The following is a 25,334-nucleotide window of genomic DNA, read 5'->3' on the forward strand; positions in this document are numbered from 1 at the left end:
GTCGTCCGGGCGTTGCCTTCCCGCGCGGCGACGGGCAAGGTCTTCCGCGCCGCGGCATGGCTGGCCCCGGATCGCAACGAAGAGGCGCCACATGCCCTACCATGCCCGCCCCCTCCCGCGCGTGGTGCGGAAATGACCCTGATCCGTGACGAGACCGGCACCCAGCGCACGCTCGGCTACGTGATCGACGTGGCCGATCCCGAGAGCGCGCGCTGCCATCTCGACGTGACCGACGCACATACCAACCGGCACGACGTGCTGCATGGCGGCATCGTCACGCTCCTGCTGGACAGCGCGATGGGCGCCACAGGCTCACTCAGCATCGACCCGGAGGGGCGCGCGCCCTTCCTGACGGTCTCGATCACCACCCAGTTCCTCGCGGCCGCCTGCGCCGGTGAGCGCGTGACCGCCAGCGGCCGCATCACCGGCGGCGGCCGGTCTTTGCTGTTCATCTCCGGAGAGCTCGCGTCGGACAGCGGCGCGCTCATCGCCACCGCCACCGGCGTCTTCAAGCGCGTACCGCCGAAGACCGCCTGATCTTCTTCTCGTGGAAATACTCCCCAGAGTGCGAGAGTGGAACTCTCGCACGCGCCAGAGGCGCATCCCGCGCTCAGGTGCCGACGATCCGGCGCAGCCCTTCGATCTTCGCCGCGGCCTTTTCCTTCGCCCCGCGCGAGGCCTTGGCCATCATCGCCTCGAGCTCGCCGGGATCGGCCATGTATTCGGCAAAGCGGGCGGCCGGCACTTCGAACATCTCATCGAGTTTGTCGGCGAGGATGCGCTTGGCCTCTCCGTAGCCCATGCCGCCCTGCTCGAAGCGATAGCGCAGGTGCTCGACCTCCGCCGGTTCCGCGAGCGCGGCGTAGAGTTGGAACACCGTGTTGCCGTCCGGGTCCTTGGGCTCGTGCGGCTCCTTGCTGTCGGTGACGATCTTGTTGATCATCTTGCGCCGCTTCTTGGGCTCGAGGAACAGCGGGATCGTGTTGCCGTAGCTCTTGGACATCTTGCGCCCGTCGAGCCCGACGATCGCCTCGAGATTCTCCTGCACCGAATGCTCGGGCAGGGTGAAGAATTCGGTGTCGTAGCGGCGGTTGAAGTAGCCGGCGATGTCGCGGGCGAACTCCACGTGCTGGATCTGGTCGCGGCCGACGGGCACGATCCCGCCGTCGAACAGCAGGATGTCCGCCGACATCAGGATCGGGTAGGTATAGAGCCCCATGTTGATCCCGTCGTCGGGATTGGCGCTCTGCCGTTCGGCATTGGCGTCGACCGCGGCCTTGTAGGCGTGCGCGCGGTTCATCAACCCCTTGGGCGTGACCGAAGACAGGACCTGCGTGAGCTCGAACACCTCCGGCACGTCGGATTGCCGGTAGAAGTTGGTGTGCTCCAAATCGAGCCCGAGGGCGAGGAAACAGGCGGCGATCTCGTGCGTGAACTGGCGCACCTCGCCTGCGTTCCCGATGGAGTTGAGCGCGTGATAATTGGCGATGAACAGGAAGTTCTCGCCGTCCGGGTTGGAACCCATGAGGTCGAGGGTCGGACGGATCATCCCGGCGTAATTGCCGACATGCACCTGGCCCGTGGGCTTGATGCCGGTCAGGATCGACTTCTGGCTCATGTGGCTCACCCCTCTGCGGTCGGGCCGCAGATGTGGTCCGAACCTCGCGCGGTTGCAAGCCCTAAGGCGGATGCGGGCACCTTGCTACCGACACGGAGCGCAAACCGCGCAGCGTCGGGCCGCGGATCGGCGATCCTGACCTTTGAGCGGCAGCGCTTTATCCCAGCCACGTCCGGTCGACCTCGGAGCGGCGTGCCAAGCGTCGACAAATCGCCGGTCCGGGGGGCGGCCCGGCGATGCGCGGCGGCCTTCGGCCTTGTTTCCGCGCGTGCGGGGTCAGGCGACGCTCACTCCTCGATCGGGTGATAACAGGCGTAACGGTGCCGCTCGCCTTCGTACGGTGGAAACGCCTCCCTGCATTCCTCAGTCGCCTTCCAGCAGCGCGGGTTGAACGGGCAGCCCTCCGGCACGTTCATCGGGGAAGGCAGCTCGCCCTCCAGCTTGATCCGGTTTCTCGTGTGACGCGGATCGGCCACCGGCGTCGCCGACAGAAGCGCCCGCGTATAGGGATGCCGGGGATGGGCGAAGACGTCGTCCTTCGGCCCCGTCTCGACCGGGCGGCCGAGATACATCACCATCACCTCGTCGGCGAGGTGCCGCACCACGCTCAGGTCGTGGCTGATGAACAGGTAAGCAAGCTGGAACTTCTCCTGCAGGTCGATCAACAGGTTCAGCACCTGGCTCTGGATCGACAGATCGAGCGCGGAGACAGGCTCGTCCAGCACCAGGATCTTCGGCTCCAGCATCAGCGCCCGGCCCACCGCGATGCGCTGGCGCTGCCCGCCCGAGAACATGTGCGGATAGCGGTCGAAATGCTCCGCCCGGAGGCCGACCATCTCCAGCATGTCGGCGGCGCGCTTGCGCCGCTCCTCCGCCGACACTTCGGGGCGGTTGAGCTTCAGCGGCTCCATCAGCGTCTGGCCGATGGTCTGGCGCGGGTTGAGCGAGCCGTAGGGGTCCTGGAACACGATCTGCACCATGGCGCGCAGGTCGCGGTCCTTCGACGCGCCGTCCGGGCCGACCTCCTTGCCGCGGATGGCGAGCGTCCCGCCCGAGGGCGGCTCGATCATCGTCACCACGCGGGCGAGCGTGGACTTGCCGCAGCCCGACTCGCCCACGACAGCCAGCGTCTTGCCGGGCTCGAGCGCGAAGGACGCGCCGTCGAGCGCACGCACCGTCGCGGGCTTGGAGAACGGGCCGCCGCCAACCTCGTAATGCCGCTTCAGCGTATCGGCGGTGAGGATCGCCTCGCTCATGACGCCTTCTCCCGGTTCGTGGGCTCTCCGTGCGAGAGCGGGTAGTGACAGAGCGCGAGGCCCATCTCGGGCGCGGCCTGCACCGGCTCCACCGCCTTGCAATGCGCGTTGGCAAAACGGCAGCGCGGCGAGAAGAGGCACCCTTCGGGCCGGTCGAACTGCCCCGGCACCACGCCCGGAATCGTCGGCAGGCGCCGCTCCGTCGCGCGTTCCGGCAGCGCCGCCAGAAGCGCGGCGGTATAGGGATGGTGCGGGTCGTCGAAGAGCGCGCCGACCTCCTGCTCCTCGACCTTCTGGCCGGCATACTGGACCTGCACGCGCTTCACCGTCTCGGCCACCACGCCCATGTCGTGCGTGATGAGGATGAGCGCCATGCCCGTCTCTTCCTGAAGGCCGGTCAGAAGCTCCAGGATCTGCGCCTGGATCGTCACGTCGAGCGCCGTCGTCGGCTCGTCCGCGATCAGCAGCTTCGGCTCGCAGGCCAGCGCCATGGCGATCATCGCCCGCTGGCTCATGCCGCCCGAGAGCTGGTGCGGGAAGGCGTTGAGGCGCTTTTCCGGCGCGGGGATGCCGACGAGGTTCATCAGTTCGATCGCGCGGTCCTGACGGCCCTTGCGGTCGAGATCGGTGTGCTTCTTGAGGCTTTCCTTGATCTGGAAGCCGACCGTGAAGCACGGGTTGAGGGAACTCATCGGCTCTTGGAAGATCATCGACATGTCGCGACCGATGATCCGGCGCCGCTGCTTCGGCGACATGCCGCGCAGGTCGTGGCCGTTGAAGGCCATGCGGTCGGCGGTGATCGTCGCGGTCCACGGCAAGAGGCCCATGACGGCGAGCATGGAGACGGACTTGCCCGACCCGCTCTCGCCCACGATGGCCATGAGGTCGCCGGGCTCCACGTTGATGTCGACGCCGTCGACCGCGCGGAAGGCGCCCGAGGTGGTGGCGAACTCCACGCTGAGGTTGCGGATTTCGAGAAGAGGCATCGTCTCAGCTCCGCTTCAGTTTGGGGTCGAGCGCGTCGCGCAGCCCGTCGCCCATCAGGTTGATCGCCAGCACCGTCACCAGGATGCACAGGCCGGGGAAGGTCACCACCCACCAGGCACGGAGGATGAATTCGCGCGCCTCGGCCAGCATGGTGCCCCATTCCGGCGTCGGCGGCTGCGCCCCCATGCCGAGGAACCCCAGCGCCGCGGCGTCGAGGATCGCGGTGGAGAACGACAGCGCCGCCTGCACGATGATCGGCGCGAGGCAGTTCGGCAGAACGGTGCGGAACATGATCCTGAGGCGCCCCGCCCCCGCGACGCGCGCGGCGGTGACATAGTCGCGCGTGCGTTCGGAGATCACGGCGGCGCGGGTGAGGCGCACGAAATGCGGCTGCAGGACGATGGCGATTGCCACCATCGCGTTCAAGAGCGACGGCCCGAGGATCGCCACCAGAACCAGCGCCATCAGAAGCGACGGGAAGGACAGCACGATGTCCATGATCCGCATGATGATCGTGTCGAGCCAGCGCGGCGCGAATCCGGCGATCACCCCGATCACCACGCCGAAGAAGGTTGCGACCGTCACCACGACGAGGCCGATGAAGAACGAGAACCGCGCCCCGTGGATCAGGCGCGAGACCATGTCGCGCCCCAGCGGATCGGTGCCGAGCGGGAACTGCCATTTTCCACCGTCCTCCCATACCGGCGGGACGAGCAGCGAGTCGCGGAACTGCGCGTCGGGCGGATAGGGTGACAGGATCGGCGCGAAAATCGCGATCAAGAGGAACAGCGCGAAGACGACCATGCCCATGACCGCGCCGCGGTTTTCCTTGAACGCGTTCCAGAAGTCGCGGATCGGGCTGGGCGGGGCCTGGGCGATGGTGCGGGCCGTGGCTGAGCTTGCGTCGGACATGTCAGCGGTTCCGGATCTTGGGGTTGATGGCGCCGTAAAGGATGTCGACCGTCAGGTTCACGATCATCACGATCACCGCGATGATCAGAAGCCCGCCCTGCACCGCCTGGTAGTCGCGGCGGAAGATGCTGTCGACCATCCACTTGCCGATGCCGGGCCAGGAAAAGATCGTCTCGGTCAGGATCGCGCCCGCGAGCAGCGTGCCGACCGACAGGCCGATCACCGTCACCACGGGGATGAGCGCGTTGCGCAGCGCATGGAACCCGTTGACCCTCAGCGGCGCGAGACCCTTGGCGCGGGCGGTGCGCACGTAATCCTCGCCCAGCACCTCCAGCATGGCCGACCGCGTCTGCCGCGCGATGATGGCCAGCGGAATGGTCGCCAGCACGATTGTCGGCAGGATCAGGTGCGAGACGGCGGATTTGAACGCCCCCTCCTGCCCCGACAGCAGCGCGTCGATGGTCATGAAGCCGGTTGGCCCCTCGATGAAGAACATCAGCGACATGCGGCCCGACACCGGCGTCCAGCCGAGGCCCGACGAGAACACGATGATCAAGAGCAGCGCCCACCAGAAGATCGGCATCGAGTAGCCGATGAGCGCCGTGGTCATCAGCGCCTGGTCGAAGAACTTGCCGCGGTTGACCGCCGCGATGACGCCGGCCGGGATGCCGATCAGCACCGCCAGCGTGATCGCGCAGATCGACAGCTCCAGCGTCGCAGGAAAGAGCGCCATGAACTCGTCGAGGACCGGCCGCTTGGTCACGAAGGAAACCCCCAGATCGCCCTGGAAGATCCCGGCGAGGTAGTCGAAATACTGCATCCAGAGCGGCTGGTCGAAGCCGAGCTGCGCGGCCAGTTCGTCATAACGTTCCTGGCTGATACCGCGTTCGCCGGCCAGCAGCGTGATCGGATCGCCGGGCAGCAGCCGGATGAAGGCGAACGACACCAGCGTCACCCCGAAGAAGGTCGGCACGAAGGTCAGAAGGCGGGAGAGGACGAAGCGCAGCATCAGCCGAGGATCCTCAATTCACGTGGAAAGGTGGTGAGCGAGCGGTTGCCGTCATCGGTCACGAGGATGTCGTCCTCGATCCTGACACCGAAGCGGCCCACGGCATAGAGCCCCGGCTCGTTCGTAAACACCGCGCCGGCGGGCACCGCTTCGTGGTTGCCGCGCATGATGTAAGGTGCCTCGTGCACCTCGCGGCCAAGCCCGTGGCCCGTCTTGGTGCGGATGCGGTCGGCGAAGGGCGAGGCCTCCAGAACGCCGATCACGGCGTCGTCGATCTCGTGCGCCGTGATGCCGGCGCGGGCGATCTCATGGCCGCGGGCGTTGGCGGCCTTCACGGTCTCGTAGACCTCGTGCGCCTCGTCCGACGCGCTGCCGACGAAGAAGGTGCGCGTGATGTCGGCGGCGAACCCGCCCCAGCGTGCCCCGAAATCGATCAGAAGCGCGTCGCCGTCCCCGATGGCGACGTCGCGCGCGTCGGCATGGGCGTTGGCGGAATGCGCGCCGGAGCCGATCAGCGGGCCGAAGGCGTTGCCCTCGGCCCCGTGGGCGAAGAGCGCGGCGGTCAGGCGGCGCTCCACCTCCTTTTCGGTGGTGCCGATGCGAACGGTCTCGATCACCTCGGCGAGCGCGGTTTCGGAGATGCGGATCGCCTCTTCCAGCGCGGCGACCTCATCGGCGCTTTTCGTCAGGCGCAGGCCCGAGATGGCGCCTTCGGCGTCGCGGATGTCGAGCGGCCCGTAGGCGCCGGCGAGCGCGTGGTGCACGAAGACGCGCATCACCTGCCCCTCGACGGCCAGCGACCGGATCGGCAGGTGCTTCGCAAGTGCGTCGAAGGCGGCGGCGTAGCCGTCCTGGTCGCGCCAGTCGAAGACCTCGCCCTCGAAGCCCAGCGCGCCCCAGGAGCTCAGCTCCAGGTTCGGCACGATCGCGGCGGGCGGCCCCTTGGCCGGGATGACGACCAGCGTCGGCCGCTCGGAGGTGGAGAAATGCGCGTGGTAGAGCCGTTCGAAGTTCGGCCCCGGCACCAGTGCGACGGCATCGACGCCAAGCGCGCCGGCGAGGTCGCGGAATTCGCGGTAGCGATCGGTCATGCGTCGGGCCTCGCGCCGGGAATGTCGGTCAGCGCCTGCCGGTTCGGACAGATGGCCGATACGGGATAGCTGGGTGAACGGTGGATCAAGGGACCACGCGCCTCGCTTGCTTTCGGGGATAAAGTGCCCTTCCGGGGCAGGGCCGGGCGGGACGCCCCGATACCGCACGAAGATGCGGACGGCAACGTCCTGCGGACATGACGAAGCGGCCGGGTCGGGCCCGGCCGCTTCCAATGGTCATCCGATCACTCGGACAGGCCCACACCGTAGAAGATATGGCCGCCGAACGGGTCGATCTTGTAGTTCTCGACCTCCGGACGGACCGGCTCGAACACGACCGAGTGCGCGATGGTCGCCCACGGCGCCTGCTCCTTGAAGACGACCTGCGCCTCTTTGTAGAGTTCGGCGCGCTCCTCCTGGTCGGCGACGGTCTTGGCCTCCTGGATCAGTTCGTCGAAGGGCTCGTGGCACCATTGCGCCCGGTTGGACCCGCCCACGGAATCGCAGCCCAGAAGCACGGCGAGGAAGTTGTCCGGGTCGCCGTTGTCGCCGGTCCAGCCGAGCAGCACCGCCCCTTCGCGGTCCTCCGCCTTGGAACGTTCGAGGTATTCACCCCACTCGTAGGACACGATCTCCACGTCCACGCCGACCTGGGCGAAGTCTTCCTGCAGAAGCTCGGCCATGCGGCGGGCGTTGGGGTTGTAGGGGCGCTGCACCGGCATCGCCCAGATCTCCATCGACAGATCCGTCACGCCGGCCTCTTCCAGCATCTGCTGCGCGGCCTCGGGATCGTAGGGGTCGTCCTCGATATCGTCGTTGTAGGACCAGATCGTCGGCGGGATCGGGTTCTTGGCCGCCGTGCCGGCACCCTGGAACACCACATCGATGATCGCCTGCTTGTCGATCGCCATGTTGAGCGCCTTGCGCACCTCGACCTGGTCGAACGGCTCAACCTGCGTGTTGTAGGCAAGGTAGCCGACGTTCAGGCCTTCCTTGCTCATCAGGTTGACGTTCTCGTCCTGCTCCATCGCGTCGAGATCGGCGGGGTTCGGATAGGGCATGACGTGGCATTCGCCCGCCTGCAGCTTCTGATAGCGCACCGACGCGTCGGGCGTGATCGCGAAGACGAGGTTGTCGATCTCGGGCGCGCCGCGGAAGAAATCCTCGTTCGCGGCGTAACGGATCACCGCGTCCTTCTGGTAGCCGACGAAGGAGAACGGACCGGTGCCGATCGGCGCCTGGTTCAGCATCTCGGGGGTGCCGGCCTCCTGCATCTGGTCGGCGTATTCCTTGGACAGGATCGACGCGAAATCCATTGCCATGTTGGCGATGAACGGCGCCTCGGGCCGGGTCAGGTTGAAGCGGACGGTGTAGTCGTCGACCTTCTCGATGCTCTCGATCAGGTCGGGCATCGACATGGCGTTGAAGTATTCCCACGTGCCGCCGGAATAGCCGTTATACGGGTTCTCCTCGTTGCCCTGCCGGTCGAACGAGAAGATCACGTCGTCGGCGTTGAAATCGCGGCTCGGCGTGAATTGGTCGTTGGAATGAAACTGCACGCCTTCGCGCAGCTTGAAGGTATACTGCGTGCCGTCCTCGGACACCTCCCAGCTTTCGGCGAGGCCGGGGATGGTCTCGGTGGTGCCGCGCTCGAACTCGACGAGCCTGTTGTAGACCTGGCGCGACGAGGCGTCGAAGGTCGTGCCGGCGGTGTAGAGCGCCGGGTCGAACCCTTCGGGCGAGCCTTCGGAGCAATAGATCAGCGTCTGCGCGGAGGCGCCGGCGCTCAGCGCGAGAAGGGCCGCGCCCGCCGCCAGCGTTGTGCGGAGTGGTGTCATCGAATGAGCTCCCTGAACGTTGTTGTCCGGCACTCTTGTACGGCGCCGACATGATCAAAAACTGACGGGCCAGGCGGCCGGATGCAAACGAGTAAGCCTCTGCATCCATGCAATGGCGGTTTTGCGTAGTCCGATCGCGGAGAGTGACACACAATTGACCTTACGTCACCCAGCAAAAAGTGTGACAGACAGGTAACCGCACATTAACTTTTTATGAAGTGCCCGATATTCAGACACAGATGAACAAACGAGAGTTCGCTCACAGCATGGCCAGTGCCATGGCCAACATCTCGGGGCTCGACGCCCTCTTCCTTGCCGGGTCGCTCGGGCGTGGCACCGAGGATGCTTTCAGCGATATCGACGTCGTCGCGCTGGCCGAGCCGGACCGGCACGAGGCGCTTGCGGCGCGCTGGATCTCTGCACTCGAGGATCGCGACCACGTGGTCTACCGGCGCCAGGCGAAATCCGGACAGGGCCTCCTGGTGAACGCGATCACGGGAAACTGGGTCCGCGTGGACCTGCATGTCCTGCCGCGCGCGTTGTTCGCGCGCCGCGCCAAGGATACCGTCACGCCGCTCATCGACCCCGAGGACATCCACGGCGCGCTGCCCGACTCGCTGCCGCCCGCGCGCCCCGATCCGGAGCGCGTGAAGGGCATCGTGACGGAGTTCATCCGCATGATGGGCCTCATGCCGGTCGCGCTCGGCCGCGACGAGCGGGTGACGCTGGTGACGAGTGTGGAACTGCTGCGCGGCCTCCTGCGCGATCTCTACATCGAGCAATCCGCGGCACCGGACAAAGGCGGCATGCTGCACCTGAGCAAGCTGATCACGCCGGCGCAGATGGCCGTCCTGGAATCGATGCCGCATCCGGGCCCCGACCGAACGGCGTTGATCGACGCGCATCTGCGTATCGCCGACGCCTTCCTGCCGGAGGCCCGCAGGCTTGCCGCCCGGCTGGAGATCGACTGGCCGGACGAGTTCGAGGCCGCGACGGCGGCCCATATTCACCGCGAAACGGGCGTGGAGATCCTGGCGCACGCCGCGGCCTGACCGGGCGCCCGGCCGGCGCTCAATCCACGGGCGAGAGCGGGAAGGCCGCCGCGTCCGCGTTCCAGCCGTCGACCGAACAGCGCGCACGGACATACACATTTTCGGTCCCGTCGGGCAGCATCACGGAGGTGAGCGCCCGGGTGAACGGCTGCTCGGACACGTGCGGATGCAGAAGCTCGCGAGTGCCGAGGACGGTACCCTCCGCATCCTCGACCCGCCAGGCGTCTGCGTAGTGATCCCAGCCCGTGTCGGGGTGTTCCAGCGTCACCGAGATGCGCCAGGACATGCCGGTCTTCTCGGCCTCCATGCCGCGCACCTGCGGCGGATCGGCGGCAGCCGCGCTGCCGATCAGGCCAGCACAGACCGCCACTGCACATGTCTTCATGGTTGTTCCCCCCGGTTGTCGATGCTCTTGCACACCCGTCTTACATCGCCACCCGCGTCGCGGGTTCTGACGGTCTCTCACCTTTGCGTGTCGGGCGGGGGCGGGGCCTGCAGCAGAACCGCCCGCGAGGCCGACGCGAACTCGCGCCGCAGGATCACCGCCACGGTCATCGCGGTCGCGACCAGCAGCGGCACTGCCCCCAGCAGCCAGGCCGACGCCGCGATGCCGAAATAGACGGACCTGAGCCCGCGATTGTAGGCGCGCGCGGCGGTCACGTTGATTTCGGCCGCCTGCCGGGCGCGCGGGTAGGCGGCCGGATCGGACGGATCGTTGGGCACCGCGGCCATCAGCACCGAGCAATAGCCGAAGAGCCGGTGCGACCAGACGAATTTCAGGAACGCGTTGACCCCGAAGATCAGCATCACCACCAGCTTGATCTCCCACACCGCGGTTGGCGCGTCCTCGGCGGTGAAGTCCGAGACCACGCCGGACAGCGATTCGGCATTGCCGATCAGCGCGAAGCCCCCGCCGATCGCGATCATCGAGGCCGAGGCGAAGAATGCCGTGCTCTGGCGCAGGTTCCCCACGATCTGCGAATCGAAGATCCGCGGGTCCCGGGTGACGAACACCCGCATCCATTCGCGCCGGTAATCGGCCATCACACGCGACACCGACGGGCGCCAGGCGGGCGAATGCTCGACCAGCACGATCAGCACGAGCCAGCAGGCGAAATGCGCAGCCACCGCGACAACATCCAGGGTGGAGAACAGGGCGGCGCGATCGGCGAAGCTCATGGCACGCTCAGAACGGCTTCGCCACGACGACCCAGAGGACCGCGATGACGACGAGAACGCTCGCCTCGTTGAAGATCCGCAGGGTACGGTCGCTTTCGCGGAACTCGCCGCGGCGCGCGCGCAGCACCATCAACCCGGTCCAGACGTAATGCGCGACCAGCGTCAGCACCAGCGCCAGCTTCAGCCACACCCAGCCCGGCATCGCCAGCAGCCCGCCGAGCCAGAGCCCCGTGATGAGCGCGATCACCCCCAGCCCGGCGGAAAAGCGGTAGAGCCGGATGGTCAGATCGCCGAGCGGGCCGAACTCTCCCAGTCGCGCATGTTCGCGCTTCCAGTAGATCAGCGCCCGCGGCACTGCGAAGATGGAGGTCATCCATCCCATCACGCACAGAAGATGGACGATCTTGATCCATGTCATGGTCGCAAGAGGTGCGCCAAAGCAAACCCGTGCGCAAGAGGTTCGGGTGCGCCTCTTGGACGGGCGGGGATCGACTGTGTATTTTGGGTCGGGTTCTCGCCCGTTTTCCGTCGACCGGTCCGGCGCTGGCAAATCCCGCGAGCGGGCACTAGACTCGCGATGCAAGGTTGCAGGAGGCCGCCGATGCAGATGCCAGACCCCGACGCCGCGATCCTGTCGCGCAAGGACGCCATCGTCGAACGGCTGCAGGAGATCCTGCCGCCGCAGGCGGTGATCTCGGATCCGGCCGAGACGCGTGCCTACGAATGCGACGCGCTGACAGCCTACAAATGCGCGCCCCTCGCCGCGGTGCTTCCCGCCACGACCGAAGAGGTCGCGGCGGTGCTGAAGCTTTGCCATGCCGAAGGCGTGCCTGTGGTGCCGCGCGGCGCGGGCACGTCGCTCGCCGGGGGATCGCTGCCGACGGCGGACAGCATTATCCTGGGCGTCTCGCGCATGACCGAAGTGCTGGAGACCGACTACGACAACCGGCTGATCCGGCTGCAGACGGGCCGCACCAACCTCTCGGTCACCGGCGCGGTGGAGGAGGACGGCTTCTTCTACGCGCCCGATCCGTCCTCGCAGCTGGCCTGCGCGATATCGGGCAATATCGCGATGAACTCGGGCGGGGCGCATTGCCTCAAATACGGGGTGACGACGAACAACCTCCTGGGCGTGACGATGGTGCTGATGGACGGCACGGTGGTGGAGCTCGGCGGCGCGCATCTCGATGCCGGGGGGCTCGACCTGCTGGGGCTGGTCTGCGGCTCCGAGGGGCAGCTCGGCGTGGTGACCGAAGCGACGCTGCGCATCCTGCCCAAGCCCGAGGGCGCGCGCCCGGTGCTCATGGGCTTCGCCTCGAGCGAGGTGGCCGGCGCCTGCGTGTCGGACATCATCAAGGCCGGCGTCCTGCCGGTTGCGATCGAGTTCATGGATCGCCCCTGCATTCGCGCCTGCGAGTCCTTCGCCAAGGCCGGCTATCCCGATTGCGAGGCGCTCCTGATCGTGGAGGTCGAGGGCTCGGACGCCGAGATCGACCACCAGCTCGGCCTGATCAAGGACATCGCCCGCAGTCACGACCCGGTGGAGCTGCGCGAGGCGCAGGACGCCGACGAGGCGGGCCGGATCTGGCTGGGCCGCAAGTCGGCCTTCGGGGCGATGGGGCAGATCAACGATTACATGTGCCTCGACGGCACGATCCCGGTGTCGGAGTTGCCTTACGTGCTGCGGCGCACCGCCGAACTGGCGCAGCAATACGGGCTCGAGGTCGCCAACGTCTTTCACGCCGGTGACGGCAACATGCACCCGCTGATCCTCTTCGACGCCAACAAGGAGGGCGACCTGGAGAAATGCGAGGCGCTGGGGGCGGATATCCTGCGGCTCTGCGTCGAGGTCGGCGGCTGCCTGACCGGAGAGCACGGCGTCGGCATCGAGAAGCGCGACCTGATGGGCGACCAGTACGCGGCCGCCGACCTCGAATGCCAGATGGCGGTGAAGGACGTGTTCGACCCGGCCTGGCTGCTCAACCCCGCGAAGGTGTTCCCGCTCGCGGTGTCCGAGGCACGGCGCGGCCAGCGGCTGGCGGCGGAGTGAGATGGGAGGGGCGCTGCCCCTCTTGGCCTGACGGCCAATTCACCCCGGAGTATTTTTGACGAGAAGAAGGTGCAGGGTCGCGATGAGACCGCAGAGCGAAGAAGAACTGAGCGGCATCGTCGCGGAGGCGTCCGGCCCCTTGCACGTGCGCGGCGGCGGCACGCGCGGCATAGGGCGGCCGGTGACCGGCGACGTGGTGGAAACCGGAGGGCTGAGCGGCATCACGCTATACGAGCCGGGTGCGCTGACGCTGGTGGCCGGGGCAGGCACGCCGCTGGCGGAGATCGAGGCGACGCTGGCGGCGGAGGGCCAGCGGCTGGCCTTCGAGCCGATGGACCATCGCGGGCTTCTGGGCACTACGGGCGAGCCGACGCTGGGCGGCATGGCGGCGGCGAACGTGTCGGGGCCGCGGCGGGTCGTCGCCGGGGCGTGTCGGGATTTCATGCTGGGCGTGCGCTTCGTCGACGGCACCGGCGCGGTCGTGAAGAACGGCGGGCGGGTGATGAAGAACGTCACCGGCTACGACCTGGTGAAGCTGATGGCCGGCAGCTGGGGCACGCTGGGCGTTCTGACCGAGCTGTCGCTGAAGGTTCTGCCGGTGCCCGAGACGCAGGGCACGCTGATCCTGAAGGGGCTGACGGACGAGGCCGCGGTGGCGGCGATGGCGCGCGCGCTCGGCTCTCCTTTCGAGGTAACGGGGGCGGCGCATCTGCCGGCGGCGGGCGAGACCTGCCTCAGGCTCGAGGGCTTCGCGGATTCGGTGACCTACCGGCTGGAGCGCCTCGCCGCGCTCTTTCCCGGCACCGACATGCACCGCGAGACGGAGGCGGAGCCTGTGGCCGCCTGCTGGCGCGCGATCCGCGACGTCGCCGCCTTTCACGACGCGCCCGGCGATGTCTGGCAGCTGTCGGTGAAGCCTTCGGACGCGCCGGGCCTCGTGGCGCGCATGGGGGCGGAAGACGTCGTCTACGACTGGGGCGGCGGTCTGATCCGGGCGCGGCTGGCGCCGGGCACCGACCTGCGCGCGCGGCTCGGCGCCTTCGGCGGCCACGCGACGCTGGTGCGCGGGGACGCGGCGACGCGTGCCGCGCTGCCGGTGTTCCAGCCCGAGACCGCGCCCGTCGCGGCGCTGTCGCGCGGGCTGCGGGCACGGTTCGACCCCAAGGGAATCCTCAATCCCGGGCTCATGGCGTGATGCGCTATACCAAGATCCTCGCCTACCTTCTGATCTTCGTCGCCGGCCCGGCCCAGGCCCTGCGCGCCCGGATCCCGGGCCCGCGCGCGCGCCCCGCGCTGACCGTCGCCGCCCTTCTTGCAACTTCCGTGCCCTGGTTCGGCCCGGCCACCGCAGAGATGATGACCTCCTGACATGCAGACCACCTTTACCGACGTCCAGCTTCGCGATCCCGACACCGCCCGGTCGAACGAGATCCTGCGCGCCTGCGTGCATTGCGGGTTCTGCACCGCGACCTGCCCGACCTACCAGGTGCTGGGCGACGAGCTCGATTCCCCGCGCGGGCGCATCTACCTGATCAAGGACATGCTCGAGAACGAGCGCGTGCCGGACGACAAGACGGTCACGCATATCGACCGGTGCCTGTCGTGCCTCGCCTGCATGACGACCTGCCCCTCGGGGGTGCATTACATGCACCTGGTCGACCACGCCCGCACCTATATCGAGGAGAATTACCAACGCCCCTGGCAGGATCGTGCGCTGCGCTGGGTGCTGGCGCGGATCCTGCCCTATCCGGGGCGGTTCCGAATGGCGCTGCTAGGGGCGAAGATCGGGCGACCGTTCAAGGGGCTGATGCCGGACAAGCGGCTGCGCGCGATGCTCGACATGGCGCCGAAGACGATTCCCCCGGTCAGCCGCAACGACGATCCGCAGACGTTCCCGGCCGAGGGCGAGCGTCGCAAGCGCGTCGCGCTGATGACAGGCTGTGCGCAGCGCGCGCTCAACACCGACATCAACGATGCGACGATCCGGCTTCTCACCCGGCTCGGCTGCGAAGTGGTGGTGGCCGAGGGCGCCGGCTGCTGCGGCGCGCTCACCCACCACATGGGCAAGAGCGAGGAGGCACACGGCACCGCCGCGAAGAACATCCGCGCCTGGACCCGCGAGATGGACGAAGGCGGGCTCGACGCGGTGGTGATCAACACCAGCGGTTGCGGCACCACGGTCAAGGATTACGGCCACATGTTCCGCACCGGCCCGATGGCCGAGGAGGCCGCGCGCGTCTCGGCCATCGCCATGGATGTCAGCGAGCTGCTGGCGACGCTCGTGAAAGAGGCCGAAACGCGCTCGGGCGCGGAAGCCACGGCGGGGATCGCCGGAACCGACGCGGCGCCGGGGCGGGGCGTCTTCGCGCCGCCGAAGGCAGAGGGCGCCGGCCTGCGCGTGGCCTACCACGCCGCCTGCTCGCTCCAGCACGGGCAGAAGATCAAGACCCACCCGAAGGACCTGTTGAAGCGCGCCGGGTTCGAGGTGGTCGAACCGGCGGACGCGCATCTGTGCTGCGGCTCGGCCGGCACCTACAACCTGATGCAGCCCGAGATCTCCGCGCAGCTCAAGGACCGAAAGGTGCGCACGCTCGAGGCGAAGGCGCCGCAGGTGATCGCCGCCGGCAACATCGGCTGCATGATGCAGATCGGCGGCGGCACGGAGGTGCCTGTCGTGCACACTGTGGAGCTTCTGGACTGGGCCTGGGGCGGGCCGGTGCCGCCTGCTCTGCGGGGCCGGGTCGACGGGATCTGAACAAGCCGGCTCCGCATCCGCGCCGCATTCCCGCCGCAAAGCGCGACTAATCGGGGCGAACAGCCGACAGGAGCCTATTTTGCGTGCAGGATTCGCCGCCCTTTTCATCCTTCTGTGTCTCTGCGCACCGGCGCGCGCGGGCGGGCTTCTCTCGCTTGGCTCGTCGCAGGACGGGCGCGATTGGGACGCGGTCGGCCGGATCGAGATCGAGGGCCGCGCCTTCTGCACCGGCGCGCTGATCGCGCCCGACCTGGTGCTGACCGCGGCGCATTGCCTGTATGACGCGGAGACCGGCGCGCAGGTGCCGGCCGAGCACATGCAGTTCCGCGCCGGCTGGCGCAGCGGCCGGGCCGCCGCGTACCGCTACGTGCGCCGGGCCTTGCACCTGCCGGATTTCGTCTACACCGCCCCGTCGGATGCGCACCGCGTGCGGCACGACGTGGCGCTGCTGGAGTTGCAGCACCCGATCCGCAACACGCGGATCGTGCCCTTCGCCACCGACCGGCGGCCGGACGCGGGCGACCGGATCGGCGTGGTGTCCTACGCCCACGACCGCCCCGAGGCGCCGAGCCTGCAGGAGATGTGCGAAGTGATCGCCCGGCAGGAGGGTGTCGTGGTGATGTCCTGCACGGTCGATTTCGGCTCGTCGGGCTCCCCGGTGTTTTCCTTCGCGTCGGGCGATCCGCGCATCGTGTCGGTGGTGTCGGCCAAGGCCGAGGCCGGCGGTGCCCCGGTATCGCTGGGAATCGGCCTCGACGGGCCGGTGGAGCAATTGCGCGCGGAGCTCGACAGGGTGCGCGCCGAAACGGCGCTGCCCGGCACCCGCTCCGTCGCCGCCGGAACGCGGGTCGAGACCGGGGCGAAGTTCATCCGCCCGTGACCGGCGCGGGGCCGGCGCCCGATCATAGCGCCGGCTCGCCATGCCGGAGGGGCTGTTCGCCGGCGCGCTGAACGCTGCCGCTGGCCGCGCATCGCCAGGGGGGCAGGCGCCGGCAACGGTTTCGGAGCCGCACGGACGCCCGTTTCCCCCCATTCGGCGGAGGGTCTTGACAGGCGCCAGACCGCTTCCCACTTAAACCTTGCCGAGACGCCCGCCGCGGGTCTCGGATCCCTGCAAGCGCCTGTTTCCGAACGGAAAAGGCGTACGTGAATGATATCGCTCAACGGAGGATATTCCATGCGTAGCTTCGACTTCGCACCGCTCTACCGGGCCACGGTCGGCTTCGACCAGATCGCCGACATGATGGACCGCGTGCTGGCCAACGACGTCAGCCAACCGACCTACCCGCCCTACAACATCGAAAAGACCGCGGATGATGCCTACCGCATCTCCATTGCCGTGGCCGGCTTCTCCGAGGATGACCTCTCGGTCGAGGTGAAAGACCACGCGCTTGTCGTCTCCGCCCGCAAGGCCGAGGATGACGGGGCCCGCAACTACCTGCACCGAGGCATCGCCACCCGCGCCTTCGAGCGCCGGTTCCAGCTGGCCGATCACGTGCGCGTCGAGGGCGCAAGCCATGCGGACGGCATGCTGCATATCGACCTCGTGCGCGAGATCCCCGAGGCGCTGAAACCGCGACGCATCGCGATCGAGAAGGCGGACGGCGCCGAGACCCGCAAAGACGTTGTCGACGCCAAATCCGTCAACTGATCGGCGCACACCGCGAAGATCCCGCGCCCCGGCCCTTCGCCGGGGCGTTTCCGATTCGGGGTCGGATCACGCACCCGGCGAGGGTCAGAGCTTCCAGATGTCGCCCTCGATCGTCTCCGCCTTCGGCAGCCGCGCCTTCCCGGGCGAATCGTAGAGAACCAGGACCGCGCCGGTCACTTCCGGCCACAGCACCAGTCCCTCCGGATGATCGACGGCACCGCGATAGGGCAATTCCATCACGTGCTGCACACTCTCCGGCGCCACTACGCCCGATGTCCGGACACCCGCGAAGCCCCGCCAGCGCAGGATGTCCGACCGCCCGTCGCCGCCGGTCACCGGCCCGGTCAGCACCAGAAGATCGTTGCCGTCGACCTCCAGATCGCGGATGCCCTCGCCCGCCGCCGGCACGAGGTGCTTGCGGTAGCGCCGGTCGCCGTCGATCTTGCGCGGCTTGAGAAACCCGGCCTTCGTAACCTTCATCTCGAATTCGAGGATCACCGCGTGGTCGCGCAGCACCGGGCCGCGCAGGCCCAGCCAGACGCGATTGCCGCGCCCGACCATGCCCTCGATGTCGAAGCCGTTCTCCTTCGACGGCAGCGGCAGGTAGGGGCCGAGATGCGCATCCCCCTCGAGCCAGCCGAGCAGCTTGGAGCGCTTCCTCTTCATCTCGACCCAGGCCGCGCGCCGCTCCCCGTCGGCGCCGGTCGGCACCATGCCGGCCTTGGTCTTCGCCAGCGGCACGCGGGCGAGGAAGTAGCGGTTGGGATCGCGCTTGATCTTCGCCATGGCGTCCAGCCCGCCTTGAAGGTCGTGCTTCCCGGGCTTGAACTTGCCGCGCTTGAGCGAGTGCGAACCGGTGATCCACAGCCAGTCCCCGTCGCAGTCGAGCCCCTCGATGTCCATCTCCCCGTCCGGCCCGTCCGGCAGGTCGACAAAGTCGCCGAGGTTGAAATGCTCGTGGTTGCCCCAGTGGCCATCCTCGGTGAGGGTCAGCCGGTCGACGCCCGCGGTCTCGTCGCAGCAGACGAACAGGCTGTCGCCGCAGCGCGCCGCGGAGGAAATGTCCTCGTGAATCCTGTTCGACACCATCTCGAAATCGGACGCGGGCCGGAACACCATGCTGACGGTGCAATGCGGGGTGAACTCTGGCATGACGCCTCCTTGATGCGGAGCGGGCAACGGCCGGGCAACTCGGTATCCGCCGGTCTGCGGGACGGCGGGCGGGGCGACGCTCGCTGCGCGAGCGAGCGTCGTTCGTCGTCACACCGACAGGCAGACGTATTTCATCTCCAGGAACTCGTCGATGCCGTGGTGCGAGCCCTCGCGGCCGAGGCCCGATTGCTTCACGCCGCCGAACGGCGCCACCTCGGTCGAGATGAGGCCGGTGTTCACGCCGACGATGCCGTATTCCAGCTCTTCCGCGACCTTCCAGACCCGGCTGAGGTCCTTGGCGTAAAAGTACGACGCCAGCCCGAAGATCGTGTCGTTGGCCATCGCGATCACGTCGTCCGCGTCCTCGAACCGGAACAGCGGGGCGAGCGGGCCGAACGTTTCCTCCTGCGCGAAGGCCATGTCCTGCGTCGCGCCGGTGATGATCGCCGGCTTGAAGAAGTTGCCATCCGCGTCGTGCTGGTCCGACCCGAGGATGACCTTGCCGCCCTTCGACTTGGCGTCGCGGATATGCTCCTGCACCTTGTCGATGGCCTCCGCGGTGATCATCGGGCCGAGATCCACGTCGTCCTCGGCCAGCCCGTCGCCGATCTTGAGCTGCGACACCCGGTCCTTCAGCTTCTCGGCGAACTCGTCGTAGACGCCCGCCTGCACATAGATCCGGTTGGCGCAGACGCAGGTCTGCCCGTTGTTGCGGAACTTGGACGCGATGGCCCCTTCGACCGCCGCGTCGACGTCGGCGTCGTCGAAGACGATGAACGGCGCGTTGCCGCCCAGCTCCATGGAACATTTCTTCACCTGGTCGGCAGCCTGCTTGAGCAGGATCCGCCCCACCTCGGTGGAGCCGGTGAAGGTCAGCTTGCGCACCTTGGCGTTCTCGCAGAACTCCTTGCCCACCTCGGACGAGGACGAGGACGTCACCACGTTGAACACGCCCGAGGGCATGCCCGCCCGCTCGGCCAGCACGGCGAGCGCGGTGGCCGACAGCGGCGTCTCCTTGGCGGGCCGCGCCACGAAGCTGCATCCGGCGGCCAGCGCGGGGGCGGCCTTGCGGGTGATCATCGCGATGGGGAAGTTCCACGGCGTGATCGACGCGGCGACGCCGACCGGCTGTTTCATTACCAGGATGCGCTTGTCGCGCTGGTGGCCAGGGATCTGTTCGCCATAGACGCGCTTGGCCTCTTCGGCGAAGAACTCGATGAAGGACGCGCCATAGGCGACCTCGCCGGTCGACTCGGTCATCGGCTTGCCCTGCTCGGCGGTCATGATCTTGCCGAGGTCGCGCTGGTTGGCCATGATCAGGTCGAACCACTGGCGCAGGACCGCCGCGCGCTCCTTGCCGGTCCATCGGGCCCAGTCCTTCTGCGCCGCGTGCGCCTGGTCGATGGCGTCGGCCACCTGGGCGCGCGACAGGTCCGACACCTCGGCGATCACGTCGCCCCGGGCCGGGTTGGTCACCTCGAAGGTGCCGTCGTCGCCGGCGATCCATTGCCCGCCGACGAAGGCGTGCGGCTCCAGCAGGCTCGGATCGTCCAGCATCGCGGCCAGGTCGGTCGTCTTGTCGAGCATGTCACAAACCTTTCAAATTGGGGGGTGTCGCCGCGCCCGGTTCTGGTAAGTCTTGGCCGATCCTATAGTCCCGGTACGACCAAGAGGAAAACGATGGACCTCGACGACGCCTACGACAACCAAAGTCACGTTCCCGACGCGGCCGATTACCCGCCCCGCTGGGCCGCGGAAGCGGAGGCGTACCGCAAGCGGCTCGGGGCAGCCAACCGGGCGCGGCTGGGATTGATGTACGGTCACGGAACGCGCCAGGTGATGGATTTGTTCACGCCGGTCGGTCGTCGCGATGGGCTCGCGATCTTCGTGCACGGCGGTTACTGGCGGCGCTTCGGCCGCGGCGACTTCTCGCATTTCGCCGACGGGCTGGTGCTGCAGCACTGGGCGGTGGCGATGCCGTCCTACGATCTTTGCCCGCGCGCGCGCATCTCGGACATCATGCGGCAAGTGGCCAGCGCCGTCGCGGCGGTCGCGCGCGAGCTGCCGGACCTGCCGATCCGGCTCGTCGGCCATTCCGCCGGCGGTCAGCTCGTCGCGCGCATGCTGGCCCCCGGCGTCCTTCCGGAGGAGGTCGGCGCCCGGATCGAGCGGGTGATGCCGATCTCGCCGGTCTCCGACCTGCGGCCGCTCCTGCGCACCTCGATCAACGACGATCTGCAGCTCGAGGCCGAGGAGGCCGCCGCCGAGAGCCCGGTCCTGATGGACCCGCCGCGCACGCCGGTCTCGGTCTGGGTGGGCGGCGACGAGCTGCCGGCTTTCCTGGACCAGGCCCGCTGGCTCGCCGAGGCCTGGGGCGCGGAGCACGTCGTCGAGGACGGCAAGCACCATTTCAATGTGATCGACGGGCTTCTCGACCCCGAGAGCCGCATGATCCGGACGCTGTTGGCCTAGACGCGCAGGTTTGTCCCGGCACGAAGGCGCCGGGCCAGCGCCGGCTCGTGGGTTGGCGCCCATAACCTTCGAGGTCTGCGCTTTATGGCTGCCACGTACATCGTCGATCCGAGCGTCTTGCACGGGTGACAGAGCGCCGACCCGCCGGGACGGTCCGGCGCTGGCCCGACGCCTTCGGCTTGATTCCGGGCCGGTCAAAGCGGCACTAGGCCGTTGCCAGAAAGATCGAAGCTTCCCGTTCAGAGGCGCTTTCGACCCGAGCCACCGGACCCAAACGCGCCGGGCCAGCGTGCGCCCATGTGTTGGCACCGTTGGCTAGCCTTGGGCCGGTCGGCGCTTGGCTCGGCCTCTACCCCCTTGCCACACGCGACCATCCACGTCAGAACCTTGCCCAGGGCCGGGCGATGGCGTCGCCCGCATTCCGCCCCCGACCGTCCTGAACGCCGGGACCTATCTTTGCCGCCGTATGCGCGGGGAAGGCAGGCTCCGCCCCCTCCCCCGCGCATTAGGCGCTATCCGGAGGGACCCCCATGGACCGACCCGCATCCTACCGCTTCCACAACGGCGACAAGGCCGCCCTGCCCTTCGCGCCCGAGGAATACGAGGCGCGCCTCGCCGGGCTGCGCCGTATCCTCGCCGCCCACGGGCTCGACGCCTGCCTACTGACGTCCATGCATAACGTCGCCTACTATTCGGGCTTTCTCTACTGCGCCTTCGGCCGGCCCTACGGGCTCGTGGTCACGCCCGAGACCTCGGTGACCATCGCCGCCGGGATCGACGCCGGCCAACCCTGGCGGCGCTGCCACGGCGATGCCGTCACCTATACCGACTGGCAGCGCGACAATTTCTGGCGCGTCGCCGCCGGTATCGCCGGGCGCGGCAGGCGCCTCGGGATCGAGGGCGACCTCCTGACGCTGGAGGCCCGCGAGAAGCTGGAAGCCGCCTTCGCCCCCGAGTCGGTCGTCCCGATCCACGCGGACACGATGCGCCAGCGCATGATGAAATCGCCCGCCGAGATCGCGCTCATCCGGCAGGGCGCGGCCGTGGCCGATATCGGCGGCGCAGCGGTGGTCGAGGCGATCGCCGAAGGCGTGCGAGAGATCGACGTCGCCATGGCCGGCCGCGACGCAATGGAGCGCGAGATCGCCGCACGCTTCGCGGAGGCGGAGTACCGCGACACATGGGTCTGGTTCCAGTCGGGGCTCAACACCGACGGGGCGCACAATCCGGTCACCGCGCGGCGCCTGGAGCGCGGCGATATCCTCAGCCTGAACGCCTTCCCGATGATCTCGGGCTATTACACCGCGCTCGAACGCACGCTGTTTCTGGGTGAGGTCGACCCCGCCTCGCGGCGCTACTGGGAGGCGAATGTCGCGACGCACGAATACGGCATGTCGCTGCTGAAACCCGGCGCCCGCTGCTCGGACGTCACGCATGCGCTCAACACCTTCCTGGCAGAGCGCGACCTGCTGCAGTACCGCACGTTCGGGTACGGGCATTCGTTCGGGATCCTGTCGCATTATTACGGCCGCGAAGCCGGGCTGGAGCTGCGCGAGGACGTCGAGACGGTGCTCGAACCCGGCATGGTCGTGTCGATGGAGCCGATGCTGACCATCCCCGACGGTCGACCCGGCGCCGGCGGCTACCGCGAGCACGACATCCTCGTCATCAGCGAGGACGGCGCAGAGAATATCACCGGCTTCCCCTACGGACCGGAGGCGAATATCGTGCCCTGATACCCGATAGAAAAACTCGGATTGACTTGTCCGACTGGTTTGGTCAGGTTTAGCGTCAGCCACCCCGCTCGACCGACCCGGGGAAGCCCGCGACCCAAACCTTTCGGAGGACCGGCACATGCCCCGCGCTCCATCGCACGATTCGCGTATTCCCCGTGTCGAACGGCCCGGTTTCGTCACCGATGCCGAGCCGTTCGGCATCCTCGGCCTCGAAGCGCTGCTCGACCGCCTTGTCTGGCGCGCAACCCGGGGGGATTGCGCATGCTGACCCGGCGGATCGAGACCCAGACTGCCAGCGAAGTGCCGCAGCACGACGCGGAAATCCTCACCGGCGGCGGGCAACTCGCCCAGATCCGCCTGGGTGAGCAGATCTACACGCTGCGCATCACCCGTCAGGGAAAGCTCATCCTGACGAAATGAGTCGGGCCGGGGTAGCGAAAATTATAGCCAAGGAACGGGACAACAGATGATTCGTACGTTAACCGCTACCGCCGCGCTGATTGCCGCGACGCCTGCGCTGGCCGACAAGGCCGGCGTGGTCGAGACCTATGCCGACATCGCCCATGCCGGATACGAAGACAGCCTCACTACCGCCCAGGCGCTGCAGGAGGCCGTGACCGCGCTGATCGAAGAGCCCTCGGCCGAAGCGCTGGCGACGGCCAAGCAAGCCTGGCTCGAGGCCCGCGTGCCCTACCAGCAGACCGAGGCGTTCCGCTTCGGCAACCCGATCGTCGACGACTGGGAAGGCAAGGTGAACGCCTGGCCGCTCGACGAGGGGCTGATCGACTATGTCGAGGGCGGCGCGGTCGAAGCGGGCGAGAACCGCTATGCCGGGCTCAACGTCATCGCCAACGAAAGCTTCACGCTCTCGGGCGAAGAGGTCGACGCCTCGGAGATCACGCCGGATCTGCTGCAGGACACCCTGCACGAGGCCGACGGCGTGGAGGCGAACGTCGCCACCGGCTACCATGCGATCGAGTTCCTGCTCTGGGGTCAGGATCTGAACGGCACCGATGACGGCGCCGGCAGCCGCCCGTGGACGGATTACGCTGCGGGCGAGGACTGCACCAACGGCAATTGCGATCGCCGCGGCGAATACCTGCAAGCCGCGACCGACCTGCTGGTCTCCGACCTCGAATGGATCACGCAGCAGTGGGCCGAAGGCGGCGATGCGCGCACGGCGGTCACCGAAGATCCCGATGCCGGGATCAAGGCGATGCTGACCGGCATGGGCTCGCTCTCCTACGGGGAGCAGGCAGGCGAGCGCATGAAGCTCGGCCTGATGCTGAACGATCCCGAGGAAGAGCATGATTGCTTCTCGGACAACACGCACAATTCGCATTTCTACGACGGGCTCGGCATCCACAACGTCTATAACGGCCGTTACCTGCGCGTGGACGGCTCCGTTGTCGAAGGCGACAGCCTCGCGGACCTCGTCGCCGAGGCGGACGCGGAGGTCGGCGACGCGCTCTCGCGCGATCTAGACAATTCCGTGCTGCAGCTGGCCAAGCTGAAGGCCGCGGCCGAAGCCGGCTTCGCCTATGACGAGATGCTCGCGCGCGGCAATGCCGAAGGCGAGGCGATCATCATGGCGGCGGTCGACGCGCTCGTCGCGCAGACCCGGTCGATCGAACGCGCGGTCAGCGCGCTCGGCCTCGACCAGATCGGGTTCGAAGGCTCCGACAGCCTCGACAACCCGGACGCAGTTTTCCAATAAGAGGATCGAGCAGTTCCCTCTGGCGGGCGGTCTCTGGACCGCCCGTCTTCCGTTCCAGCCACGGGATTCACATGGCCAAGAAACTCCCCAGCCCCTGTATCGACGTCTGCAAGTTCCGCCGCGAAGGGCACTGCATCGGCTGCTCGATGACGAAGACGCAGAAGAAGATCTTCAAGAAAATGAAAAACCCCGCGGAACGCGAGGCTTTCGTGACGATGCTGGTGCATCAGCAGAACGACCTTGGGAAGTATTCCCACTGGCGCGCCGCCTATTTGAAGAAATGCACGAAAAAGGGGGCCAAGCCCCCTTTCGCCGCCTGAGGCGCCGGGCCTTCGGCCCGGCATCTCCGGACGACGTGCGCTCAGCCCTGAAGGTGAGAGCGCAGCATCCAGGCGAATTTCTCGTGGACGCGGCCCCGCTCGATCGCGAGGTCTTCGGTCAGCGTATCGCCGTTGTCGCCGGACACGGCCTCGAGGCCCGACAGCGTGGCGGCGATCTGCTCTTCCGCCTTCATCAGGGTCTCGATCATCTCCTTGTCGGTCGCGTGGCCGTCATGCTCGGACACCTTGGAGCGTTCGAGCATCTTGGCCAGTTGGCCTTCCGCGTGCATATCGAGCGCGCGGACACGTTCGGCCAGGTCGTCCTGACCCTCGAAGTGATCCTCGTAGATCTTCTGGAACAGGTCGTGCAGCGGGCCGAAAGCCATGCCCTTCACGTTCCAGTGGAAATTCTGGGCCAGCATCGTGGTCACGACCGTTTCGGCCACGGCCTGGTTGAGCGCGTCGGCGATCGCTTCGCGCGCGGACGGGCTCAGGTTCATTGCAGTCTCGGGCATCGCGTTCTCCTTCTAACGCCGGTT

The 25,334-nt window shown here is 67.6% G+C and carries 27 protein-coding genes; 14 read left to right on the top strand and 13 right to left on the bottom strand.

Annotated features, from left to right (window positions below):
- The first annotated feature begins 132 nt into the window (after window positions 1-132).
- The gene (locus F3H57_RS13395) at window positions 133-537 is read left to right on the top strand and encodes a PaaI family thioesterase (protein ID WP_149756423.1); all 405 of its coding nucleotides are present in this window, start codon (window positions 133-135) and stop codon (window positions 535-537) included.
- A gap of 73 nt (window positions 538-610) precedes the next feature.
- Here F3H57_RS13395 and trpS read toward each other — a convergent pair whose 3' ends face one another.
- The 7 genes from trpS to F3H57_RS13430 all read right to left on the bottom strand — a co-directional run bounded on the left by trpS (window position 611) and on the right by F3H57_RS13430 (window position 8,711).
- On the bottom strand, window positions 611-1,618 hold the full coding sequence (trpS, locus tag F3H57_RS13400; RefSeq protein WP_149756424.1) for a tryptophan--tRNA ligase: 1,008 nt from the start codon (window positions 1,616-1,618) through the stop codon (window positions 611-613).
- Between the two features lie 287 nt (window positions 1,619-1,905).
- Complete coding sequence (locus F3H57_RS13405) at window positions 1,906-2,874, bottom strand: ABC transporter ATP-binding protein (RefSeq protein WP_149756425.1); 969 nt, start codon at window positions 2,872-2,874, stop codon at window positions 1,906-1,908.
- Window positions 2,871-3,860, bottom strand: coding sequence for an ABC transporter ATP-binding protein (locus F3H57_RS13410; RefSeq protein ID WP_149756426.1), 990 nt, complete (start codon window positions 3,858-3,860; stop codon window positions 2,871-2,873). Before F3H57_RS13410 ends, F3H57_RS13405 begins: the two co-directional genes overlap by 4 nt.
- Before the next feature lie 4 nt (window positions 3,861-3,864).
- A complete protein-coding gene (locus tag F3H57_RS13415; protein ID WP_149756427.1) occupies window positions 3,865-4,773 on the bottom strand; it encodes an ABC transporter permease subunit in 909 nt (302 codons plus the stop codon).
- 1 nt (window position 4,774) lies between these two features.
- Window positions 4,775-5,782: an ABC transporter permease subunit gene (locus F3H57_RS13420; RefSeq protein WP_149756428.1), complete on the bottom strand. Its 1,008-nt coding sequence runs from the start codon at window positions 5,780-5,782 to the stop codon at window positions 4,775-4,777.
- The gene (locus tag F3H57_RS13425) at window positions 5,782-6,873 is read right to left on the bottom strand and encodes a M24 family metallopeptidase (RefSeq protein ID WP_149756429.1); all 1,092 of its coding nucleotides are present in this window, start codon (window positions 6,871-6,873) and stop codon (window positions 5,782-5,784) included. Before F3H57_RS13425 ends, F3H57_RS13420 begins: the two co-directional genes overlap by 1 nt.
- Window positions 6,874-7,118: 245 nt before the next feature.
- The gene (locus tag F3H57_RS13430; protein ID WP_149756430.1) at window positions 7,119-8,711 is read right to left on the bottom strand and encodes an ABC transporter substrate-binding protein; all 1,593 of its coding nucleotides are present in this window, start codon (window positions 8,709-8,711) and stop codon (window positions 7,119-7,121) included.
- Window positions 8,712-8,977: 266 nt separating this feature from the next.
- Between F3H57_RS13430 and F3H57_RS13435 the strand changes: the two genes are divergently transcribed.
- The gene (locus F3H57_RS13435; RefSeq protein ID WP_149756431.1) at window positions 8,978-9,763 is read left to right on the top strand and encodes a nucleotidyltransferase domain-containing protein; all 786 of its coding nucleotides are present in this window, start codon (window positions 8,978-8,980) and stop codon (window positions 9,761-9,763) included.
- A gap of 19 nt (window positions 9,764-9,782) precedes the next feature.
- Here F3H57_RS13435 and F3H57_RS13440 read toward each other — a convergent pair whose 3' ends face one another.
- The 3 genes from F3H57_RS13440 to F3H57_RS13450 form a co-directional block, all read right to left on the bottom strand.
- Window positions 9,783-10,148 carry a hypothetical protein gene (locus F3H57_RS13440; RefSeq protein ID WP_149756432.1) on the bottom strand — a complete coding sequence of 122 codons (366 nt, stop codon included), beginning with the start codon at window positions 10,146-10,148 and terminating at the stop codon, window positions 9,783-9,785.
- A gap of 77 nt (window positions 10,149-10,225) precedes the next feature.
- Window positions 10,226-10,942: a DUF599 domain-containing protein gene (locus F3H57_RS13445; RefSeq protein WP_149756433.1), complete on the bottom strand. Its 717-nt coding sequence runs from the start codon at window positions 10,940-10,942 to the stop codon at window positions 10,226-10,228.
- A 7-nt stretch (window positions 10,943-10,949) separates the two neighbouring features.
- Window positions 10,950-11,360, bottom strand: coding sequence for a CopD family protein (locus F3H57_RS13450; protein WP_149756434.1), 411 nt, complete (start codon window positions 11,358-11,360; stop codon window positions 10,950-10,952).
- Between the two features lie 183 nt (window positions 11,361-11,543).
- On the opposite strand from F3H57_RS13450, the gene F3H57_RS13455 reads away from it, so the two are divergent.
- The 6 genes from F3H57_RS13455 (at window position 11,544) to F3H57_RS13475 (ending at window position 17,398) form a co-directional block, all read left to right on the top strand.
- Entirely contained in the window at window positions 11,544-12,992 is a 1,449-nt protein-coding gene (locus F3H57_RS13455) for an FAD-linked oxidase C-terminal domain-containing protein (protein ID WP_149756435.1), read from the top strand.
- A gap of 82 nt (window positions 12,993-13,074) precedes the next feature.
- The gene (locus F3H57_RS13460; protein WP_149756436.1) at window positions 13,075-14,187 is read left to right on the top strand and encodes an FAD-binding protein; all 1,113 of its coding nucleotides are present in this window, start codon (window positions 13,075-13,077) and stop codon (window positions 14,185-14,187) included.
- Window positions 14,187-14,360 carry a hypothetical protein gene (locus F3H57_RS22255; protein WP_188129685.1) on the top strand — a complete coding sequence of 58 codons (174 nt, stop codon included), beginning with the start codon at window positions 14,187-14,189 and terminating at the stop codon, window positions 14,358-14,360. Before F3H57_RS13460 ends, F3H57_RS22255 begins: the two co-directional genes overlap by 1 nt.
- 1 nt (window position 14,361) lies before the next feature.
- A complete protein-coding gene (glcF, locus tag F3H57_RS13465; RefSeq protein ID WP_149756437.1) occupies window positions 14,362-15,747 on the top strand; it encodes a glycolate oxidase subunit GlcF in 1,386 nt (461 codons plus the stop codon).
- Window positions 15,748-15,826: 79 nt separating this feature from the next.
- Window positions 15,827-16,627: a trypsin-like serine peptidase gene (locus tag F3H57_RS13470; protein WP_188129686.1), complete on the top strand. Its 801-nt coding sequence runs from the start codon at window positions 15,827-15,829 to the stop codon at window positions 16,625-16,627.
- A gap of 297 nt (window positions 16,628-16,924) precedes the next feature.
- Window positions 16,925-17,398, top strand: a complete 474-nt coding sequence (locus F3H57_RS13475) for an Hsp20 family protein (RefSeq protein WP_149756439.1) — start codon at window positions 16,925-16,927, stop codon at window positions 17,396-17,398.
- Between the two features lie 84 nt (window positions 17,399-17,482).
- On the opposite strand, the gene F3H57_RS13480 is transcribed toward F3H57_RS13475, so the two are convergent.
- Window positions 17,483-18,550, bottom strand: coding sequence for a DUF3616 domain-containing protein (locus F3H57_RS13480; protein ID WP_149756440.1), 1,068 nt, complete (start codon window positions 18,548-18,550; stop codon window positions 17,483-17,485).
- Window positions 18,551-18,658: 108 nt separating this feature from the next.
- Window positions 18,659-20,137: an NAD-dependent succinate-semialdehyde dehydrogenase gene (locus F3H57_RS13485; protein WP_149756441.1), complete on the bottom strand. Its 1,479-nt coding sequence runs from the start codon at window positions 20,135-20,137 to the stop codon at window positions 18,659-18,661.
- A gap of 93 nt (window positions 20,138-20,230) precedes the next feature.
- Here F3H57_RS13485 and F3H57_RS13490 point away from each other — a divergent pair, with 93 nt between their 5' ends.
- The 6 genes from F3H57_RS13490 to F3H57_RS13510 all read left to right on the top strand — a co-directional run bounded on the left by F3H57_RS13490 (window position 20,231) and on the right by F3H57_RS13510 (window position 24,795).
- Window positions 20,231-21,022, top strand: coding sequence for an alpha/beta hydrolase (locus F3H57_RS13490; protein WP_149756442.1), 792 nt, complete (start codon window positions 20,231-20,233; stop codon window positions 21,020-21,022).
- Between the two features lie 530 nt (window positions 21,023-21,552).
- Window positions 21,553-22,758: an aminopeptidase P family protein gene (locus F3H57_RS13495; RefSeq protein WP_149756443.1), complete on the top strand. Its 1,206-nt coding sequence runs from the start codon at window positions 21,553-21,555 to the stop codon at window positions 22,756-22,758.
- Between the two features lie 118 nt (window positions 22,759-22,876).
- Entirely contained in the window at window positions 22,877-23,026 is a 150-nt protein-coding gene (locus F3H57_RS22260; RefSeq protein WP_188129687.1) for a hypothetical protein, read from the top strand.
- On the top strand, window positions 23,020-23,178 hold the full coding sequence (hemP, locus tag F3H57_RS13500; protein WP_149756444.1) for a hemin uptake protein HemP: 159 nt from the start codon (window positions 23,020-23,022) through the stop codon (window positions 23,176-23,178). Before F3H57_RS22260 ends, hemP begins: the two co-directional genes overlap by 7 nt.
- Before the next feature lie 46 nt (window positions 23,179-23,224).
- The gene (locus tag F3H57_RS13505) at window positions 23,225-24,475 is read left to right on the top strand and encodes an imelysin family protein (protein WP_149756445.1); all 1,251 of its coding nucleotides are present in this window, start codon (window positions 23,225-23,227) and stop codon (window positions 24,473-24,475) included.
- A 71-nt stretch (window positions 24,476-24,546) separates the two neighbouring features.
- The gene (locus tag F3H57_RS13510; protein ID WP_149756446.1) at window positions 24,547-24,795 is read left to right on the top strand and encodes a DUF1289 domain-containing protein; all 249 of its coding nucleotides are present in this window, start codon (window positions 24,547-24,549) and stop codon (window positions 24,793-24,795) included.
- 41 nt (window positions 24,796-24,836) lie between these two features.
- Here F3H57_RS13510 and F3H57_RS13515 read toward each other — a convergent pair whose 3' ends face one another.
- On the bottom strand, window positions 24,837-25,310 hold the full coding sequence (locus tag F3H57_RS13515) for a Dps family protein (RefSeq protein ID WP_149756447.1): 474 nt from the start codon (window positions 25,308-25,310) through the stop codon (window positions 24,837-24,839).
- Window positions 25,311-25,334 lie beyond the last annotated feature (24 nt).

The organism is Roseivivax sediminis (genome assembly GCF_900112685.1).
Lineage (GTDB): Bacteria > Pseudomonadota > Alphaproteobacteria > Rhodobacterales > Rhodobacteraceae > Roseivivax > Roseivivax sediminis.